This window comes from Undibacterium sp. SXout7W (genome assembly GCF_049339385.1).
Lineage (GTDB): Bacteria > Pseudomonadota > Gammaproteobacteria > Burkholderiales > Burkholderiaceae_D > Undibacterium.
Window position 1 is genome coordinate 25,110 of sequence record NZ_JBMPPF010000008.1, and the last position, 18,550, is coordinate 43,659.

Consider the following 18,550-nt stretch of genomic DNA (forward strand, 5'->3'; position numbering starts at 1 on the left):
CTTTATTAAATCGTATTCGCCAACCACGGTTGCGCGGCGATGTGACGTTCTTCAAACGCACGAATTTTGTCTGCCTGACGCAATGTCAGACCAATATCATCCAAGCCATTGATCAGACAATATTTGCGGAAGGCATCAATTTCAAACGGATAACTGACGCTGCCGTTCGATGTCGTCACCATTTGTTTTTCGAGATCAATCACCAGACGAAAACCTGGAAAAGCTTTGACCTCGTTAAATAAATGATCGACCTGAGCCTCACTCAGGACGATGGGCAGCACGCCATTTTTATAGCAATTATTGAAGAAAATATCGGCAAAACTCGGCGCGATAATCGCGCGAAAACCATATTGTTCCAACGCCCATGGCGCATGTTCGCGCGATGAACCGCAACCAAAGTTTTTGCGTGCCAGCAGTATGGAAGCACCTTGATAGCGCGCCTGATTCAGTACGAAATCCGGATTCAGTGGGCGTGCGCTATTGTCCATGCCCGGCTCGCCGTGATCCAGATAACGCCACTCGTCAAACAAATTCGGACCAAAGCCCGTGCGCTGTATCGATTTCAGAAACTGCTTGGGAATGATGGCATCGGTATCCACATTCGCCCGATCCATCGGCGCTACGACGCCATCCAGTAAAATAAATTTTTCCATATAACGGCTTATTTTTTCCCTGCGCCTTCAACAACTTCACCGGCTTTTTTGACATCTTTACCGATACCCTGCACGGTATTGCAAGCGGACAAAGTCAATACACAAGCCACACAAGACAAAATAAAGAAGATTTTTTTCATGATGATTCCTTTTGCAAATGTTTATGACAAGCGACGTACGTCAACAAAATGGCCTTCAATTCCTGCAGCAGCTGCCATCGCCGGAGATACGAGATGAGTGCGCCCGCCCTGCCCCTGACGCCCCTCAAAATTACGATTAGATGTAGATGCGCAGCGTTCACCCGGCTCCAGACGATCGGCATTCATTGCCAGACACATAGAACAGCCAGGCTCACGCCATTCAAAACCGGCGTCGCGGAAAATCTTATCCAGACCCTCGCGTTCCGCCTGCTCTTTGACCAGACCAGAACCCGGCACGACGAGCGCCTGCTTCACGTTGGAGGCACGGAATTTACCGCGCACGACAGCGGCGGCGGCACGCAAATCTTCAATTCGGGAATTCGTACACGAACCGATAAAAACCTTGTCAATACGGATGTCAGAGATAGCAGTATTTGGTTTCAATTCCATGTACGCCAGCGCTTTTTCAATCGCATCACGCTTGACTGCATCTTTTTCCTGATCCGGATCTGGGACGCGGCTATCAATCGCCACCACCATTTCCGGCGAAGTTCCCCAAGTTACCTGCGGCTTGATTTCTGCGGCATTCAAAGTCACTACAAGGTCAAACTTAGCACCGGCATCCGTATGCAAAGTTTTCCAGTATTCAACAGCACGATCCCAATGCGGACCCACCGGTGAGAATGGGCGACCTTTCACATAATCAATGGTTGTCTGATCGACGGCAACCATGCCAGCGCGGGCACCTGCCTCAATCGCCATATTGCAAACGGTCATGCGCCCTTCCATCGACAGACTGCGTATCGTCGAGCCAGCAAATTCAATTGCGTAACCCGTACCGCCAGCAGTGCCTATCTTGCCGATAATCGCCAGAACGACGTCTTTCGCGGTCACACCGGCTGGCAATGCGCCATCGACCTGCACCAGCATGGCTTTGGATTTCTTTGCGATCAGGGTTTGTGTTGCGAGTACATGCTCGACTTCGGAAGTGCCGATACCGTGCGCCAGACAGGCAAACGCGCCATGTGTCGAAGTATGTGAATCTCCACACACAACGGTCATGCCCGGCAAGGTTGCGCCTTGCTCAGGGCCGATAACGTGGACGATGCCCTGACGCTTATCCGCCATACTGAAATACGTCAGACCGTATTGTTTCGCATTTTTATCCAGTGTTTCGACTTGTAAACGGGACGTAGGGTCATCAATGCCATTGATGCGATTAGTGGTCGGCACATTGTGATCGGCGACTACCAGATTCGCGGAATTACGCCAAGGCTGGCGTCCGGCGATCTTTAAGCCTTCAAACGCCTGCGGACTGGTGACTTCGTGTAGCAAATGGCGGTCGATATACAAAATGGCAGTGCCGTCGTCTTCGGAATGAACTACATGAGATTCCCACAATTTGTCGTAAAGCGTTTTGAGCATAATCTGAAGCCTGAAGAAGGTCGTGATGAATTCGAACCGCGAAACCATAGCGGGTCTATTTTTTGTATTTGATTATGCCACAATTGTGCTATGCAAAACCACGCCGCAAGCCAAAAATGGCACCCCACATCAGTAGAAAAATCAGGATTTTAAAAAAATCACCGAATTTTCATCCGTATTAAATGGAATTTTTACAGAATAACCAGTATTTATTCCGTCGAAAATAAAACAGCAAGAGAATCGAAAAAGGGCGTAAAAACAGCCTACGGAAGTCAAAATATACTCTCCCCAGTATATTCAGAAGCCCAGTCTTTATGCTGAGATTAAAGCAAAAAGACTGGATACTCCCCAAAAACACTGAATTTAAAGACAGATTAAATGAGAGTTGGCAGCTTTAGCGTGCAAAAAAGTCCGGAGTGACCACATCACCACATTGCGCCCGGTGACGCAAGGCATGATCCATCAGCACCAAGGCCAACATTGCTTCGGCAATCGGGGTCGCACGGATGCCAACACAAGGATCATGCCGACCGAAAGTTTCCACCATCACCGGCTTACCATCCTTATCAATTGACTGACGCGGGGTACGAATAGATGATGTCGGCTTAATCGCAATCGACACCGTAATATCTTGCCCGGTAGAGATACCACCCAGAATTCCGCCAGCGTTGTTGCCGACAAAACCTTGCGGTGTAATTTCATCACCATGCACAGAACCACGCTGCGCAACCGATTGAAAACCAGCGCCGATTTCCACGCCCTTCACCGCATTGATGCCCATCATGGCAAAGGCAATATCAGCGTCGAGTTTGTCGTAAATAGGCTCACCAAGCCCCACTGGTACATTGGTCGCCACCACATCGATTTTCGCCCCGATAGAATCGCCGTCTTTACGCAAAGCATCCATGTAGTCTTCCAGTTGCGCGATCAATGCAGCATCGGCGGTCGGCGCGAAAAAGGGATTTTCTGCCGCATGCTCCCACGACTGAAAGGGAATCGCAATCTCGCCCAACTGGCTCATACCACCTTTAAATTCCGTACCGAATTTCTGCTTCAACCATTTTTTAGCAATCGCGGCGGCACCGACGACCGGGGCAGTCAGGCGCGCCGATGAACGCCCACCACCACGCGGATCACGAATACCATATTTGCTCCAGTAGGTGAAATCGGCATGGCCGGGACGGAAGGTTTCAGTGATATTGCCGTAATCTTTGCTACGCTGATCCTGGTTGCGAATCAACAATGCAATCGGCGTCCCGGTAGTTTTACCCTGATAGACGCCGGAAAGTATTTCTACCGTGTCGGGTTCCTGGCGCTGAGTAACGTGACGGGAAGTCCCTGGTTTACGCCGGTCCAGTTCAGGCTGAATATCGGCTTCGGACAATTCCATGCCAGGCGGACAACCATCAATCACACAACCGATTGCTGGGCCATGTGACTCACCAAAGGTTGTAACCGTAAATAAAGTACCAAATGTATTACCAGACATAATAATTAATCAAGGATATAGGTCAACATAGAATATTCCCATTCTAACAGTGATGAATGTGTCACGTTCCATCAAAGCCAATTTCCGACTCAGAATCGACAAACTATATCAATTACTTCATCACACATCGCAAATAAAAAATACTGTAACAGTGAGTTTTTTATATTTTTTGCCAACATTTTTGTTTTTCTTGCTGAAGAAGGGGTAATCAGACTTGGCTGGCACGTAATTTAATGTCATAGTTCAACAAGGAGCGAGATTTTATCGGATCTGTACTAGTACATATAAGCCTAAGCTTTGGAGCAGCACCTCAGATGAATGCAACGATCCATTCCGCGGAAGACGATCTCGTCTTTTTGGATGAACCGGAGGGTATCCCTCCTTTAGAAGCAGCCGAGTCAAATTCGACTTGGCGGATCATGATTATCGATGATGATCCAGACGTGCATTCAGCAACCACGTTTGCACTGGGAAGCCTGGAAATTCAACATCGTCCGCTCAGCTTCATACATGCCTATTCCGCAACTGAAGCACGGGAAATTCTTGAACGTGAATCTGATATCGCAATTATTCTGCTTGATGTCGTAATGGAGCAGGAAGATGCTGGCCTGCAGCTCGTCAGCTATATCCGCAAGACGCTCGGTCTCACCGATGTCAGGATTATTTTAAGAACCGGACAACCTGGTTATGCACCAGAAATCGATGCCATCCGCGATTACGATATTAACGATTACAAAACAAAATCTGAACTAACCCGCACCAAACTGTACACAGCAGTAACGTCAGCAATTCGCTCCTATGAACAGATTTGCGCAATCAGCTCCAGCCGGCGCGGACTGGAGATGATCATTCACGCCAGCACTGAATTGATGGCGCTACAAGGTTTGCAAAATTTTGCAGAAGGCGTATTAATTCAGATCACTAGCTTATTAGGGCTAAATACAAGCGGATTCGTTTGTGCGAAAACCAATTTGCAAGGTCGACACTACGAAAATGACAAGCTACACGTAATTGCAGCAACAGAAGATTACCATGACGCTCTGAACAAACCGATTACCGATTTACTTCAGATCAATGCAAAAGAAATTGTGCAGCGCTCTCTGGAGTTGCACCAAAGCGTATTTGAAGCAGACATTACGGCGCTTTATTTCAACAACGTCACACAAAAAGATTTCGCTTTATTCTTGAATACCGGGCTTCGTCTGAACGATATGGATAAGCGCCTCTTAAGCGTATTCTGCAGCAATGTGTCTGTTGGGTTAGATAACGTAATGTTAACCTCCCGTCTTCACAATTATGCATTTTATGATCTGTTAACAGGGCTCGCAAACAGACTGAAGTTACTGCAAACACTGAATGAGACCTTACTGTCGCCAATAAAAAGTCGCAGCGCATTATCCCTGATAGATATTGATCATTTTGCCGAAACCAATGATGCACTTGGACATCAATTTGGTGATTTATTACTTAACGCGGTGGCACAACGCCTCAGAGAAAACTTTGGCAATCAATGTCAACTATCCAGAGTAGGTAGCGACACATTCGCTATGCTAGGCGACAAAAGCCTCGTCTGCCCGGAAACGATATTAGCGCTGTTTAATTCACCATTCAATGTTGATCAGCAAGAAGTGCAACTGTCTGCCACCATAGGATTGATCAAGCTTGACGAATATGATGGCGACGGCTCCGAAGCATTAAAAGACACCAACATTGCCCTCAAACGCGCAAAAACACATCAACGCGGCGGCTACGAATATTTTACAAGAAGTATGGGCGTAGAAATTCGTGAGCGCGTTTTACTGATGCATGCACTCCGCGCTGCTTTTGAACATGAAAAGTTATTTCTGGTTTATCAACCTCAAGTAGACATGCGCTCAGGCAAGGTGTTGGGCGCAGAAGCGCTGCTTCGCTGGAAAACTGATGATGGGCGCTATATTCCACCAGATCAATTCATCCCTATTGCGGAGTATTCCGGACTGATCGTGGACATTGGCGAGTGGGTAATGGAAAGTGCCTGTTATGAATTAATTCATTTACGCAGCCTTGGTTATACCGATTTCCAAATGGCGATCAATGTCTCTCAGGCCCAGTTTTCCCACCCGTTATTCATGCAGACGTTAAGCAAGGTGTTGAAAAGTACTAACGTTCCCGCCAATTTCGTTGAACTTGAGATCACTGAGTCCATGGCAATGAAAGATCCAGATCTGCTGATTAAGACACTCCATCAGATCAAACAATTAGGAGTGAGTATTTCCATTGACGATTTTGGTACGGGATTTTCATCGCTTAGCCATCTGCAAAAACTCGATATAGATAAACTCAAAATCGATCGCGCTTTTGTCAATGATATTCAACACAATGGCAGCGAGGGCAGCATCGCCAAAATGATCGTTCAGCTCGGCCAAAACCTTGGTCTTTCAATTATCGCTGAAGGCGTTGAAAATGAAATGCAGGCGAATGCCCTGCTATCGTTTGATTGCCACCTAGCACAAGGCTATTTTTACGCTAAACCTATGACGAGCGAAGACCTGCACGCATGGTTGAAAAAACAGTCCAGCTGATATCGATATTTTACTCATCGCTCGCTTACCTAACAGCTGCGCAATGACACCTCCACACCTGATACAGATGTGGTTTGCGCAGACTATACCTACTATTTAACGTCCTGTCGCTACCTGCTGGTCATTCCCATCCAAACACATTACATTCACAAAAAGCCTGATTACTCGAAGCAGGCTGCAATCGTCAACAACCTTCGACGCAACGATCATTGTGAGCCGTATGACCACCGCTACTACAATCCAGACCATCAAGACGATAACTTCAGATCTGATTTTTTGGTTGAACAAATTTTTTGATAAAACTGCCGCGTGGGTAACGCGGCTTTCTTGGTGGAAATTTTTCCTCTTTGCTATTCTGACAATGCTTGCCGGCGCTATTCTGCAAGATATGCTTTTTACAGCAGAAGAAAGCGTGGTGGTAACAAAAAAAAATTCACTCAAAAAAACAAAAAAAAATAATCCTGCCAGTGATGAAAATACCAATATTGAAATAGACAATACGGGAATACGCATCAGAAAAAATAATACTGGGAATAAAGGCAAATTAATTGAAATTGATGAGAATGGCGTCCGCATCGGAAAAGAGGAAATAATACCGGGCTCCGTGCAATCGGCCCCTCCTGCGCCAATACCGCCCACACCACCTGACGTAGTCACACCTGCGATAACAGCACCGGCTGAGCATAATGCCAATCAAAATGACATTCATATCAAACTGCCGCCGGATATTGCCAAAGAACTTGGTGAGGATATTAATAATGCTGTAGCAGACGCCGCAGACGAAGAAGTACGAAGTTATAAAAAAACATCCTCAAAATGGTTTATTAATTTCGTGATGCTGCTGATTTTTGGCCTGCTTGGAATGAAGTCACTGATGGGCGGAAAAGTAAGAGCGGAAGAAAAAGCCAAAGAAGCCAGCTCCTCCGCAGAAAAAGAAGCTCTGTTAAGGCAGGTCAGCGAGGCACAAATGCAAATGATGCAAGCGCAGGTAGAGCCACATTTTCTGTTTAACACGCTGGCATCGGTTGAGCACCTCATAGAAACCGATCCGCCACGCGCAGCGGCAATGCAACGTAATCTGATTGCTTATTTACGCGCTGTGTTGCCTCAGATGCGTGAAAATGCCTCCACGACCAATCTCGGCCGAGAAGCCGATATGATTAAAGCCTACCTGGATTTATTAAAAATGCGCATGGAAGACAGACTTAACATTGACTTTGTCATGCCCGAAGGCCTGCGCAGCGCATCATTCCCCCCAATGATGCTGCAATCGCTGGTTGAAAACTCCATAAAACATGGCCTTGAATGCAAAGAAGAAGGCGGAACAATTCAGTTTCGCGCAGAAGTCGCACACAATAAATTACGCGTTACTGTAAGCGATACCGGCCTTGGTTTTGGCGCAATACCAAGTAATGGAACAGGTCTGGGATTGCAAAATATAAGAGAACGCCTGCGATTGATTTACAAAGATAAAGGCCAAATGATCATCACAGCAAATCAACCCAGCGGAGTTTGCGTTACTATAGAAATTCCTTATGAATTAGCCAATTAAACATTATGCCTACTGCCATTCTTGCTGATGATGAACGACTCATGCGCGACCAGTTACGATCTCGCCTTGAACAGGTTTGGCCGGATTTACACATTGTTGGTGAAGCAAAAAACGGCGAGGAAGCAATCAGCCTGACGACGCAATTGCAGCCTGATCTGATTTTTTTAGATATTCGTATGCCTGTCAAAACCGGGCTTGAAGCTGCCAGCCAAATTGCTGGTAAAACGCATATTATTTTTATCACGGCATACGACCAATATGCCGTTGAAGCATTTGAACATGGCGCCATTGACTATGTTTTAAAACCTGCCAGCACAGAACGGCTCAAACTTACAGCAGAACGCTTGAAGCGACGCCTGAATGACAAAGAGCAACCCCACGATATCAGCACGATATTATCGCAACTGGCAAAACAGATAAGTGCGCCAGTAAAGCCAAATTACCTGCAATGGATACAGGCATCGATTGGTCAGGAATTACGATTAATTCCTGTTGAGGAAATTCTTTTTTTTCAGTCTGATGAAAAATATACGAGAGTGCAAACTTCCAATTTTGAAGCATTAATACGCAAACCTGTGAGGGACCTCGCAGAAGAGTTAGATCCCTCATTATTCTGGCAAATTCATCGGTCCACCTTGGTTAATACGAAAGCCATATCTGGAGTAGTAAGGGATCTGCGTGGCCGGCATCTGGTACAAGTTAAAGGATTATCTGAAAAACTCGAGGTCAGCCGCAGCTTCGTACATTTATTCAAACAAATGTAATACAAACTCACACCAATACGTCGCTGATAAATTCCATATCATTGATTCAAGCATGATCAAATGTCGTTACCCAATAAATCAAAAAGCCTGCGTTGAAAGCAGGCTTTTTGATTTATTGGGCAACTAGGGTTTATAAGATATGACGACCTATCCACCATGCAATTGCAGCGACGAATGCAGAAGCAGGAATAGTAAATATCCACGCCCAGATGATATTGCTAGCAACACCCCAACGCACTGCAGACATTTTTTGTGCTGAACCAACCCCAACAATTGCACCAGTCACAGTATGTGTCGTGGATACTGGAATACCAAACGCAGTGGCAAAAAACAAGGTTGCAGCCCCACCTGTTTCAGCACAAAATCCGCCAACAGGTTTTAACTTAGTAATTTTTTGTCCCATCGTTTTAACGATTCGCCAACCACCAAACAATGTTCCAAATCCGATTGCAGCGTAACAACTAAGGACAACCCAGATTGGAGGGGCTTTGTCGGCAGCGGATGAATAGCCTGCAGAAATCAACAACATCCAGATAATCCCCATCGTCTTCTGCGCGTCATTACCACCATGACCCAAACTAAACATCGACGCAGATAACAGCTGCAAACGACGAAACCACTTATCAACTTTGCGCGGCGTTGATTTTACAAACAACCAAGACACAATCAACATCATCAATGAACCAAGGACAAATCCAAGCAAAGGAGAGACAACGATAAATACAATGGTTTTAATCAGACCAGCAGCAACCAATGAACTCATCCCCGACTTCGCAACGGCCGCGCCCACCATTCCACCAATCAAGGCATGGGATGATGAGGATGGAATCCCAAAGTACCAAGTGATAAAGTTCCAGAATGTAGCACCAACCAACGCACCAAAAATAACGTAATGATCAACCACAGAAGGATCAATCGTACCTTTCCCTATCGTTGTTGCCACCGTTAAAGGAAAAACCACTACCGCGATTACATTGAAAAAAGCGGCCATAGCCACCGCCTGATGCGGCTTGAGAACGCCCGTAGACACTACCGTTGCAATCGCATTGGCGGCATCGTGAAAACCATTCATAAAATCAAATAGCAATGCCAGCACCACCAAAGATGCAACAACATAAAACCCAATTTGTGATATCTGCATGAAATTTACTCTACTTTACACAACCGCATTTTCTGAGGTCTATTTACGGATGAAAAACCTTAGATCGACAAATTAACGAACGTAGGTAACATCAGGCGTTTTCTACAATAATACCTTCGATGATATTAGCCACATCTTCACAACGATCTGTCACCGTTTCCAAGATTTCATAAATCGCTTTTAACTTAATCAAATTGCGAACATCAGGCTCGTCACGGAATAATTTAGACATTGCGGCGCGCATGACGTGATCGGCATCAGACTCAAGGCGATCAATTTCTTCGCAAATTAATAAAATTTCACGAGAATTATCCATGTTGTGTAAAAGCGCGACAGCAGCTTTGACCTTTTCCGAGCAAGCGAGGCAAAGCTCAGCAAGTCGCTTTGCCTCAGGTGTAATTTCACGGATATCGTATAAGGAAATTGTCTGAGCAGCGTCTTCCAGCAAGTCCAGAATGTCGTCCATACGTGTAATCAGCTGATGGATATCGTCTCTATCCAGCGGAGTGATAAAAGTTTTATGGAGTAACTCAATAGTATTGTGAGTAACTGTATCTGCCTGTTTCTCAATGCCTTCTATCGCATGCACACGACTTTCAAGATCATTGAAATTTGTCATTAAGGCAACCATCTCCTTAGAGCCTTTGACACACAATTCAGCATGCTGGTTAAAAAGTTCAAAAAATTTGCCCTCTGTAGGCATTAAGCGTCCAAACATTTTTTTCTCACTGAAAATAGAAAATTTCTAACATTGCTTCCGAGTCGCGGCGTACAACCGAAGACTCAGATATATATTCATTACATTGACATGAATGCAATGCCGGTTGCGAGTAACTCGACGTCAAGCAAATCAGCATCACTCCCCGTCGCCGTATATCGACAACGAGCCCACATAATTATCAAACTTCGTATACTCGCCATGAAAGGTAAGCCGCACACTTCCGATAGGCCCGTTACGCTGCTTACCAATAATGATTTCCGCTGTACCCTTATCCGGGGAGTCGGGATTGTAAACCTGATCACGATAAATAAACATAATCACGTCAGCATCCTGCTCGATCGCACCGGACTCACGCAAATCTGACATAACCGGACGTTTGTTTGGGCGCTGCTCAAGGGAACGATTTAACTGAGATAAAGCAATCACCGGACAATTCAGTTCTTTTGCAAGACCTTTTAAATTTCGTGAAATTTCTGAAATTTCAGTCGCACGATTTTCACCCGCAGAATTGGCGGACATCAATTGCAAGTAATCGACAATAATTAAACCTAACTTACCGCATTGGCGAGCAAGCCGACGTGAGCGCGCGCGCAATTCAATAGAACTTAACGCTGGTGTCTCGTCGATATATAACTGGGCATCGTTCATTTTTTGAATCGCATGCGTCAAACGAGGCCAATCTTCGTCGTTCAACTTTCCAACGCGCAAACGACTTTGGTCTAAGCGCCCGACAGAACCTAACATACGCATAGCTAACTGCGCGCCACCCATCTCCATAGAAAATACGGCGACTGGCAATCCGCTATCAATCGCAACATTCTCTCCTATATTCAGGGAAAATGCAGTTTTACCCATGGATGGCCGTCCGGCGACGATAATCAGATCACCAGGCTGGAGGCCGGACGTCATTTTATCCAAATCTGCAAAACCAGTGGGAACACCAGTAATGTCGTTTTGATTGTCACGATTGTAGAGTTCATCAATACGCTCAACAACCTGTGTTAACAATGGCTGAATGGATTGAAATCCCTGTGCACCACGCGAACCTTCTTCCGCAATCGCAAATATCTTTGACTCCGCCTCATCAAGCATCTGCTTTACTTCTTTTCCTTGCGGATTAAAAGCATTTCCTGCGATTTCATCGGAAACTGTAATTAATTTACGCAATACTCCCCGATCTCGCACAATCTCGGCATACCGACGAATATTAGCAGCGGAAGGCGTGTTTTGAGCCAATGCGTTCAGATAGGTCAGGCCACCAACATCATCTGCCTTCCCCATTCCACTGAGAGCCTCAAATACGGTAATAACGTCAGCAGGCTTAGATGAGTTAATCAACTTCACCATGCATTGAAAAATGATGCGGTGGTCATAACGATAAAAATCGTCCTCGCTAATAAAGTCAGCGATACGATCCCAGGCAGCATTATCCAGCAATAAACCACCAAGAACAGATTGCTCTGCTTCGATTGAGTGGGGAGGGACGCGAATGGCGTCAAGTTGTGGATCAGAGGCGACTTTCATGGCGCGCATTATACCTGCTAAATGAAATTGTCTGACATTACAGTCGGAACTGAAATTTCTGTATTTATTTCAAACAATACAGAAAATATTATATAAATAATTTATTATTCAAATAAAAAAAGCCGGGAAATCCCGGCTTTTTCTGAATGAAGCAAACTCGCTTAAGCGTGTTCGCCTACAACAGCAACAGTCACATCAACAACAACATCTGTGTGCAAAGCAACAGATACTGTGTGCTCACCAGCGATCTTCAATGGACCTTGTGGCAAACGAACTTGCGCTTTTTCTACTGCAAAACCTTGCTTAGTCAATGCTTCAGCGATATCAGCGTTAGTAACAGAACCAAACAAACGGCCGTCAACACCGGCTTTTTGAGAGATCTGAACAGTAGAACCACCCAATTTTTCGCCTTGCGCTTGAGCCGCTGCCAATTTTGCGGCTGCTGCTTTTTCCAACTCAGCACGTTTCGCTTCAAACTCAGCAACGGCTGCAGTTGTAGCGCGACGAGCCATACGTTGAGGAATCAAAAAGTTACGTGCATAACCATCTTTAACACGAACTACATCACCCAGATTGCCGAGATTAACGACTTTATCCATCAGAATAACTTGCATATTTTTCTCCTAATACCTTGTCGTCAATTACGCTGTGTGCAGATCAGTATATGGCAGCAACGCTAAGTAGCGTGCGCGCTTGATCGCTGTATCAACTTGACGTTGGTACAATGCTTTAGTACCAGTCAGCCGTGCAGGCATAATTTTGCCGTTTTCTTGCACGAAATCTTTCAATGTGTCGATATCTTTGTAATCAACTTTTTCTACATGTGCTGCTGTAAAGCGGCAGAATTTTTTACGCTTGAACAAAGGGTTTTGTTGTTGGCGCTTTTGTTTCAATTTGCTTTTATCAAATTTTTTACCGAATGCCATTTGTGGCTCCTAATCTAGTAAATTTGTCCGTATTTCATTCACGTGGAATACGAGACTTTTGCTGTTGCGATTTTTGCGTACTAAAAAACCTGTGAACACAACTTCGACATCTAAAGGCAACTCGTGGAACTGACCTGAAATTTCACCTGCTGCTTGCGCAGAAATTTCAAATTCAACCAATCGCTTTTTATCAGCCTCCACCTGCTGAGAACTGTGCATCAATATTGCCGACGCTATCGGTATTCCAGCTGGCGTATATCGTATCGCCGATTTCTCTATGACACGAGCTACAACTGTCAGTTGATTCACTATTTTTTATACGACCTTTTTCAAATCAAATGAAATTAAGCAGCTGGCGCTTCGACGCGCTGAGCTTTAGCTGCATCTTCTTTCTGAACCGCTTTCATCATTGGAGATGGTGCTGTTTCAGCTTTTTTCATTTTGACTGTCAGGTGACGCAGAACGGCATCATTAAATTTGAATGCTGTTTCCAGCTCGAGCAATGTTTCTGCATCGCACTCAATATTCAAACAAACATAGTGTGCTTTGGCCAATTTTTGAATCATGTAAGCCAATTGACGACGGCCCCAGTCTTCAACGCGGTGAACCTGACCACCACGTGCAACAACGCTAGCTTTGTAACGTTCGATCATTGCAGGAACTTGCTCGCTTTGATCGGGATGTACAATAAATACGATTTCATAATGACGCATATATTCTCCTTGTGGACAATAAAAATAGCCCGCCTCGGCGTCAAGACGAGTGCAGGAAGAGGAAAGCCGATAATAATAACCTACTTTACAATTTTATTCAAACAATACAGAGACTTAGCTTATTTTCAGTAAAGAAAATAATTTGACTCTGTTTTTTCTTGCATATATGAAGACACTGTATAAAAATACAGACTGTTTTTATATACAGCGCAATTGGCGCAATTATTGCCACAGGTAATCCGATGCTCAAACTGACCGCTCGCCAGGAACAAATACTCAATCTCATTCGAGATGCCATTCAGAATACCGGCTTCCCGCCCACTCGTGCTGAAATCGCCAGCGAACTTGGATTTCGCTCAACGAATGCTGCTGAAGAACATCTTCAGGCACTCGCTCGCAAAGGAGTCATCGAGATAGCGGCAGGCACTTCCCGAGGGATTCGGCTATTGGAATCAGATTTATCCAGCCATCTCCCGGGCGTACCTACCTCCACACCTGCTTTACAAGCACATTTGAATCTACCGTTAGTTGGAAGAGTTGCGGCTGGATCACCCATCTTAGCCAGTGAACACGTCGAGGCAAATTACCAGGTTGATCCTGCACTTTTTTCAGCAAAACCGGATTTCCTGCTAAAAGTACGCGGGATGTCCATGCGAGATGCCGGAATTCTCGATGGAGATTTGCTCGCAGTCAAGAAGACAGATATGGCCAGAAACGGACAAATTGTGGTAGCCCGTCTTGGTGATGATGTAACAGTAAAGCGTTATAAAAAAAATGGTAACAATATAGAACTCATACCCGAGAATCCCGAATATTCAGTCATCAAAGTAAAGGAAGAAGACGAAGAATTCTCTCTTGAAGGGCTGGCAGTAGGGCTCATGAGAAGCTGGGTTTGATTGTAGATTTATAGGTAATATAAGTACCGCAGCATTTCACCATCTAATCGCTATCAGACACTTTCAGCAACAAATATGAAAAATGCCCGATCAAATATTGATCGGGCATTTTTATTTACGAACCAGCTAGGAACAGTGATCAGTGCTTCACAACTACGGGGTCAGACTGAACTTCTGCCGCCGGAGCTGAAACTGCAGCAACCACCTCATCAGTTAAAGGAATAGGCTGACTTTCCAACGCAATTTCAAGAACCTTATCAATCCAACGAACAGGAATGATTTCCAGCTTATTTTTTACGTTATCCGGAATTTCAGTAAGGTCTTTTGCATTTTCTTCGGGTATTAATACCGTCTTAATACCACCACGATGAGCTGCAAGCAATTTCTCTTTTAAACCACCAATCGGCAAAACTTCACCACGAAGAGTAATTTCACCAGTCATTGCGACATCAGCTCTGACAGGGATTCCAGTAAAAACAGAAACCAATGCAGTAGTCATTGCAATACCCGCAGAAGGACCATCTTTTGGAGTCGCTCCTTCTGGTACATGAATGTGAATGTCACTCTTTTCAAAAACATCAGGTTTGATACCCAAACGCTTAGCTCTGCTACGCACCACCGTACGGGCAGCCTCAATTGATTCCTTCATCACATCACCCAGCGTTCCGGTGCGAATAACTCCGCCCTTCCCTGGCATGGAAACAGCCTCAATCGTCAACAGATCTCCACCCACTTCAGTCCAAGCCAAGCCAACCACCTGACCTATCTGATTTTCCTTGACTGCCACACCAAAGTCATAGCGACGAACCCCGAGATACTTATCAAGATTTTTGGAATTAACCGTGGCCTTTTTCTCGTTCTTTTTAAGAAGCAACATTTTGACCACCTTACGGCAAATTTTTGAAATCTCCCGCTCAAGTGATCTCACACCTGCTTCACGCGTGTAATAACGAATAATGTCGCGGATTGCACTTTCCGCCACGGTGATTTCACCGTCTTTTAAGCCATTATTCTTGATCTGTTTTGGCAACAGATACCTCTGCGCAATGCTTGTTTTTTCATCCTCGGTATAGCCGGAAAGACGTATCACCTCCATACGATCCAACAAAGCAGCTGGAATATTGTACGAGTTGGACGTTGCCACAAACATCACATCGGACAAGTCAAAATCAACTTCAATGTAATGGTCGGAAAATGTGTGATTTTGCTCTGGATCCAATACTTCCAGCAAAGCGGACGACGGATCACCACGGAAATCAGCACCCATTTTATCGACTTCATCCAAGAGGAAAAGGGGATTACGGACACCAACTTTCGCCAGACTTTGCAAAATTTTTCCTGGCATAGAGCCAATATAAGTTCTGCGATGACCGCGAATTTCAGCTTCGTCACGCACACCTCCCAGTGCCATTCTGACGAATTTACGATTCGTCGCACGCGCAATCGATTGACCCAGAGATGTTTTACCAACACCAGGAGGACCTACCAGACAAAGTATAGGTGCTTTCAGCTTATCAACACGTTGTTGAACTGCAAGATACTCAAGAATGCGCTCTTTAACCTTATCCAAGCCAAAGTGCTCATCTTCAAGCACCTTTTCAGCATTGGTTAAATCGTTATTAACTTTAGATTTTTTCTTCCAAGGCAACCCAACAATTGTATCTATATAGTTACGAACAACCGTTGCTTCTGCCGACATCGGCGACATCATTTTGAGTTTCTTTAACTCATTTTGAGCCTTGTCTTTTGCCTCTTTAGGCATTTTGGCAGCGATAATTTTCTTTTCGAGCTCATCGATATCCGCCCCCTCTTCGCCTTCACCCAACTCTTTCTGAATAGCCTTCACCTGCTCATTCAGGTAATACTCGCGCTGCGATTTTTCCATCTGACGCTTGACACGGCCGCGTATCCGCTTCTCGACCTGCAAAATATCAAGCTCACCCTCCAACTGCCCAAGCAAATGCTCCAAGCGCTTCGTCACACTGAATATCTCAAGGATGACCTGTTTCTGCTCAAGCTTTAAAGGCAAATGCGCTGCAATCGTGTCAGCCAGTCGACCTGCATCATCGATACCAGAAAGAGATGCCAGAATTTCAGGAGGAATCTTCTTATTCAGTTTTACATATTGATCAAATTGTTGAACAATCGCTCTGCGCATTGCCTCAACCTCTGAATCATCTCCACCATCAGTCGCAACAGGCGTTACTTCTGCCGTGAAATGGGATTCAGAATCCGTAATTTTTTGGATTCTTGCTCGTTGAGAACCCTCCACCAATACTTTTACGGTTCCGTCTGGCAATTTCAACATCTGCAGAATATTGGCGACACAACCAATTTCGTATATATCATCTGCAGAAGGCTCATCTTTGGCTGCAGCCTTTTGCGCTGCAAGCATTATGCTTTTTCCTTGATCCATCGCAGCCTCCAAAGCCTTAATTGACTTTGGGCGACCAACAAATAAAGGAATTACCATATGAGGGAAAACCACCACATCGCGCAAAGGCAATAATGGCAGTTGAACTTGTTCGGTAATGAGAGTAGTCGTCATGGCGCACCTTTCATAAATACTGATTAATAATGTTGGCGCACTAGGCCAAAACACAAGCCCACCATCAGAAAAAAACAAAAAAGCTACACAGAGAGCTTCTCCGAGTAGCTTGGCGAATGAAGCCTGAATGTTTTCTCAGTTCATTCTACTTCGAATAAAAATAAAGTGTTGAATAGCCCAATAAAAAAAGGGAGCTATTTCTCCCTTTTTTTATATTAAAACCAGAAAATCAAGCACCAGATACTTTAGGTTGCTCGTGATAAATCAGTAATGGCTTCGCAGCATTAGTAATCGTATTTTCATCAATAACAACTTTGGCAACATTCTGATGACTTGGTAAGTCGTACATAATGTCCAGCAAAGCATGCTCCAGAATTGAACGTAATCCACGCGCACCGGTTTTACGTGCAATAGCCTTTTTTGCAATAGACTGAAGTGCGGCCGGACGAATTTCAAGTTCAGTGCCTTCCATTTCCAGTAATTTTGCATACTGCTTGATCAAGGCATTTTTTGGCTCAACCAAAATTTGAATCAACGCTGCCTCATCGAGCTCATTGAGAGTTGCGATGACAGGCAAACGCCCTACCAATTCCGGAATCAGGCCAAATTTAATCAAATCTTGAGGCTCAGCATCCTGCATCACCTCACTGGCACTTTTTTCAGTCTGACTCTTAACGCTAGCGGAAAAACCAATACCGCTCTTCTCAGAACGATCTGAAATGATTTTTGACAAGCCATCAAATGCACCACCACAAATAAACATAATATTTGTCGTATCGATCTGAATGAAATCCTGATTAGGATGTTTGCGCCCGCCTTGCGGAGGCACAGACGCCATTGTTCCCTCGATCAATTTCAACAAAGCCTGCTGAACACCTTCTCCCGATACATCGCGGGTGATGGAAGGATTATCCGATTTGCGGGAGATTTTATCGATCTCATCAATGTAGACAATTCCTTTTTGAGCACGCTCCACTTCATAATTGCAATTTTGCAATAATTTCTGGATAATATTTTCAACGTCCTCACCAACATAGCCAGCTTCGGTCAGGGTCGTTGCATCAGCAATGACAAATGGCACATTCAACATACGAGCCAATGTCTGCGCAAGCAAAGTTTTACCTGAACCAGTTGGCCCTACAAGCAAAATATTACTCTTAGACAACTCCACATCATCTTTTTTACCAAGATGCTTTAACCGTTTATAGTGGTTGTAAACAGCGACAGCAAGGATCCGCTTTGCCGTCTTTTGACCAATAACATATTGATCCAGCAATTCAGTAATCTCTTGCGGCGTTGGCAATTCGGTCTTTGCACTTGCAATATTGTCGATTTCAGATACTTCATCACGAATGATGTCGTTACACAAATCAATACATTCGTCACAAATAAAAACGGAAGGCCCTGCAATCAGTTTTTTAACCTCATGTTGACTCTTGCCGCAGAACGAACAATAGAGCAGCTTCTCGCCACTGGAGGATTTTTTATCGGGCATGA

The 18,550-nt window shown here is 44.9% G+C and carries 17 protein-coding genes; 4 read left to right on the forward strand and 13 right to left on the reverse strand.

The window, feature by feature from the left end; genetic code table 11:
* Window positions 1–5 precede the first annotated feature (5 nt).
* The 4 genes from leuD to aroC all read right to left on the reverse strand — a co-directional run bounded on the left by leuD (window position 6) and on the right by aroC (window position 3,707).
* Window positions 6–653: a 3-isopropylmalate dehydratase small subunit gene (gene leuD / locus ACO0LB_RS09365; RefSeq protein WP_423048734.1), complete on the reverse strand. Its 648-nt coding sequence runs from the start codon at window positions 651–653 to the stop codon at window positions 6–8.
* Window positions 654–661: 8 nt separating this feature from the next.
* The gene (locus ACO0LB_RS09370; protein WP_186883672.1) at window positions 662–793 is read right to left on the reverse strand and encodes an entericidin A/B family lipoprotein; all 132 of its coding nucleotides are present in this window, start codon (window positions 791–793) and stop codon (window positions 662–664) included.
* 21 nt (window positions 794–814) lie between these two features.
* Window positions 815–2,218, reverse strand: coding sequence for a 3-isopropylmalate dehydratase large subunit (leuC, locus tag ACO0LB_RS09375; protein ID WP_423048736.1), 1,404 nt, complete (start codon window positions 2,216–2,218; stop codon window positions 815–817).
* A 394-nt stretch (window positions 2,219–2,612) separates the two neighbouring features.
* Complete coding sequence (aroC, locus tag ACO0LB_RS09380; protein ID WP_423048738.1) at window positions 2,613–3,707, reverse strand: chorismate synthase; 1,095 nt, start codon at window positions 3,705–3,707, stop codon at window positions 2,613–2,615.
* A 314-nt stretch (window positions 3,708–4,021) separates the two neighbouring features.
* On the opposite strand from aroC, the gene ACO0LB_RS09385 reads away from it, so the two are divergent.
* The 3 genes from ACO0LB_RS09385 (at window position 4,022) to ACO0LB_RS09395 (ending at window position 8,584) form a co-directional block, all read left to right on the forward strand.
* A complete protein-coding gene (locus ACO0LB_RS09385; RefSeq protein WP_423048740.1) occupies window positions 4,022–6,268 on the forward strand; it encodes a bifunctional diguanylate cyclase/phosphodiesterase in 2,247 nt (748 codons plus the stop codon).
* A gap of 220 nt (window positions 6,269–6,488) precedes the next feature.
* Entirely contained in the window at window positions 6,489–7,820 is a 1,332-nt protein-coding gene (locus tag ACO0LB_RS09390; RefSeq protein WP_423048989.1) for a sensor histidine kinase, read from the forward strand.
* Window positions 7,821–7,825: 5 nt separating this feature from the next.
* Window positions 7,826–8,584 carry a LytR/AlgR family response regulator transcription factor gene (locus ACO0LB_RS09395; protein ID WP_423048743.1) on the forward strand — a complete coding sequence of 253 codons (759 nt, stop codon included), beginning with the start codon at window positions 7,826–7,828 and terminating at the stop codon, window positions 8,582–8,584.
* Window positions 8,585–8,714: 130 nt separating this feature from the next.
* Here the strand turns inward: ACO0LB_RS09395 and ACO0LB_RS09400 are convergent, their stop codons facing one another.
* From ACO0LB_RS09400 to rpsF, 7 genes are all read right to left on the reverse strand, one after another.
* Window positions 8,715–9,725, reverse strand: coding sequence for an inorganic phosphate transporter (locus ACO0LB_RS09400; RefSeq protein WP_423048745.1), 1,011 nt, complete (start codon window positions 9,723–9,725; stop codon window positions 8,715–8,717).
* Between the two features lie 91 nt (window positions 9,726–9,816).
* On the reverse strand, window positions 9,817–10,443 hold the full coding sequence (locus ACO0LB_RS09405; protein ID WP_423048747.1) for a DUF47 domain-containing protein: 627 nt from the start codon (window positions 10,441–10,443) through the stop codon (window positions 9,817–9,819).
* 138 nt (window positions 10,444–10,581) lie between these two features.
* Window positions 10,582–11,970, reverse strand: coding sequence for a replicative DNA helicase (locus ACO0LB_RS09410; protein WP_423048990.1), 1,389 nt, complete (start codon window positions 11,968–11,970; stop codon window positions 10,582–10,584).
* A gap of 161 nt (window positions 11,971–12,131) precedes the next feature.
* Complete coding sequence (gene rplI / locus ACO0LB_RS09415) at window positions 12,132–12,584, reverse strand: 50S ribosomal protein L9 (RefSeq protein ID WP_423048749.1); 453 nt, start codon at window positions 12,582–12,584, stop codon at window positions 12,132–12,134.
* Window positions 12,585–12,611: 27 nt separating this feature from the next.
* On the reverse strand, window positions 12,612–12,896 hold the full coding sequence (gene rpsR / locus ACO0LB_RS09420) for a 30S ribosomal protein S18 (protein WP_110252960.1): 285 nt from the start codon (window positions 12,894–12,896) through the stop codon (window positions 12,612–12,614).
* 9 nt (window positions 12,897–12,905) lie between these two features.
* Window positions 12,906–13,205 carry a primosomal replication protein N gene (gene priB, locus ACO0LB_RS09425; protein WP_423048751.1) on the reverse strand — a complete coding sequence of 100 codons (300 nt, stop codon included), beginning with the start codon at window positions 13,203–13,205 and terminating at the stop codon, window positions 12,906–12,908.
* A 35-nt stretch (window positions 13,206–13,240) separates the two neighbouring features.
* Complete coding sequence (rpsF, locus tag ACO0LB_RS09430) at window positions 13,241–13,609, reverse strand: 30S ribosomal protein S6 (protein WP_423043851.1); 369 nt, start codon at window positions 13,607–13,609, stop codon at window positions 13,241–13,243.
* Between the two features lie 242 nt (window positions 13,610–13,851).
* On the opposite strand from rpsF, the gene lexA reads away from it, so the two are divergent.
* A complete protein-coding gene (gene lexA / locus ACO0LB_RS09435; protein ID WP_423048753.1) occupies window positions 13,852–14,505 on the forward strand; it encodes a transcriptional repressor LexA in 654 nt (217 codons plus the stop codon).
* Window positions 14,506–14,644: 139 nt separating this feature from the next.
* Here the strand turns inward: lexA and lon are convergent, their stop codons facing one another.
* Both lon and clpX read right to left on the reverse strand, forming a co-directional pair.
* Window positions 14,645–17,053, reverse strand: a complete 2,409-nt coding sequence (gene lon / locus ACO0LB_RS09440; protein WP_423048755.1) for an endopeptidase La — start codon at window positions 17,051–17,053, stop codon at window positions 14,645–14,647.
* Window positions 17,054–17,282: 229 nt separating this feature from the next.
* Window positions 17,283–18,548, reverse strand: coding sequence for an ATP-dependent Clp protease ATP-binding subunit ClpX (clpX, locus tag ACO0LB_RS09445; RefSeq protein ID WP_423048757.1), 1,266 nt, complete (start codon window positions 18,546–18,548; stop codon window positions 17,283–17,285).
* Between the last annotated feature and the right edge of the window lie 2 nt (window positions 18,549–18,550).

Excerpts from the sequence above, each read along its gene's own strand:
- leuD (WP_423048734.1), bottom strand. The coding sequence starts at position 653 with ATGGAAAAATTTATTTTACTGGATGGCGTCGTAGCGCCGATGGATCGG.
- ACO0LB_RS09370 (WP_186883672.1), bottom strand. The coding sequence starts at position 793 with ATGAAAAAAATCTTCTTTATTTTGTCTTGTGTGGCTTGTGTATTGACT.
- leuC (WP_423048736.1), bottom strand. The coding sequence starts at position 2,218 with ATGCTCAAAACGCTTTACGACAAATTGTGGGAATCTCATGTAGTTCAT.
- aroC (WP_423048738.1), bottom strand. The coding sequence starts at position 3,707 with ATGTCTGGTAATACATTTGGTACTTTATTTACGGTTACAACCTTTGGT.
- ACO0LB_RS09385 (WP_423048740.1), top strand. The coding sequence starts at position 4,022 with ATGAATGCAACGATCCATTCCGCGGAAGACGATCTCGTCTTTTTGGAT.
- ACO0LB_RS09390 (WP_423048989.1), top strand. The coding sequence starts at position 6,489 with ATGACCACCGCTACTACAATCCAGACCATCAAGACGATAACTTCAGAT.
- ACO0LB_RS09395 (WP_423048743.1), top strand. The coding sequence starts at position 7,826 with ATGCCTACTGCCATTCTTGCTGATGATGAACGACTCATGCGCGACCAG.
- ACO0LB_RS09400 (WP_423048745.1), bottom strand. The coding sequence starts at position 9,725 with ATGCAGATATCACAAATTGGGTTTTATGTTGTTGCATCTTTGGTGGTG.
- ACO0LB_RS09405 (WP_423048747.1), bottom strand. The coding sequence starts at position 10,443 with ATGTTTGGACGCTTAATGCCTACAGAGGGCAAATTTTTTGAACTTTTT.
- ACO0LB_RS09410 (WP_423048990.1), bottom strand. The coding sequence starts at position 11,970 with ATGAAAGTCGCCTCTGATCCACAACTTGACGCCATTCGCGTCCCTCCC.
- rplI (WP_423048749.1), bottom strand. The coding sequence starts at position 12,584 with ATGCAAGTTATTCTGATGGATAAAGTCGTTAATCTCGGCAATCTGGGT.
- rpsR (WP_110252960.1), bottom strand. The coding sequence starts at position 12,896 with ATGGCATTCGGTAAAAAATTTGATAAAAGCAAATTGAAACAAAAGCGC.
- rpsF (WP_423043851.1), bottom strand. The coding sequence starts at position 13,609 with ATGCGTCATTATGAAATCGTATTTATTGTACATCCCGATCAAAGCGAG.
- lexA (WP_423048753.1), top strand. The coding sequence starts at position 13,852 with ATGCTCAAACTGACCGCTCGCCAGGAACAAATACTCAATCTCATTCGA.
- lon (WP_423048755.1), bottom strand. The coding sequence starts at position 17,053 with ATGACGACTACTCTCATTACCGAACAAGTTCAACTGCCATTATTGCCT.
- clpX (WP_423048757.1), bottom strand. The coding sequence starts at position 18,548 with ATGCCCGATAAAAAATCCTCCAGTGGCGAGAAGCTGCTCTATTGTTCG.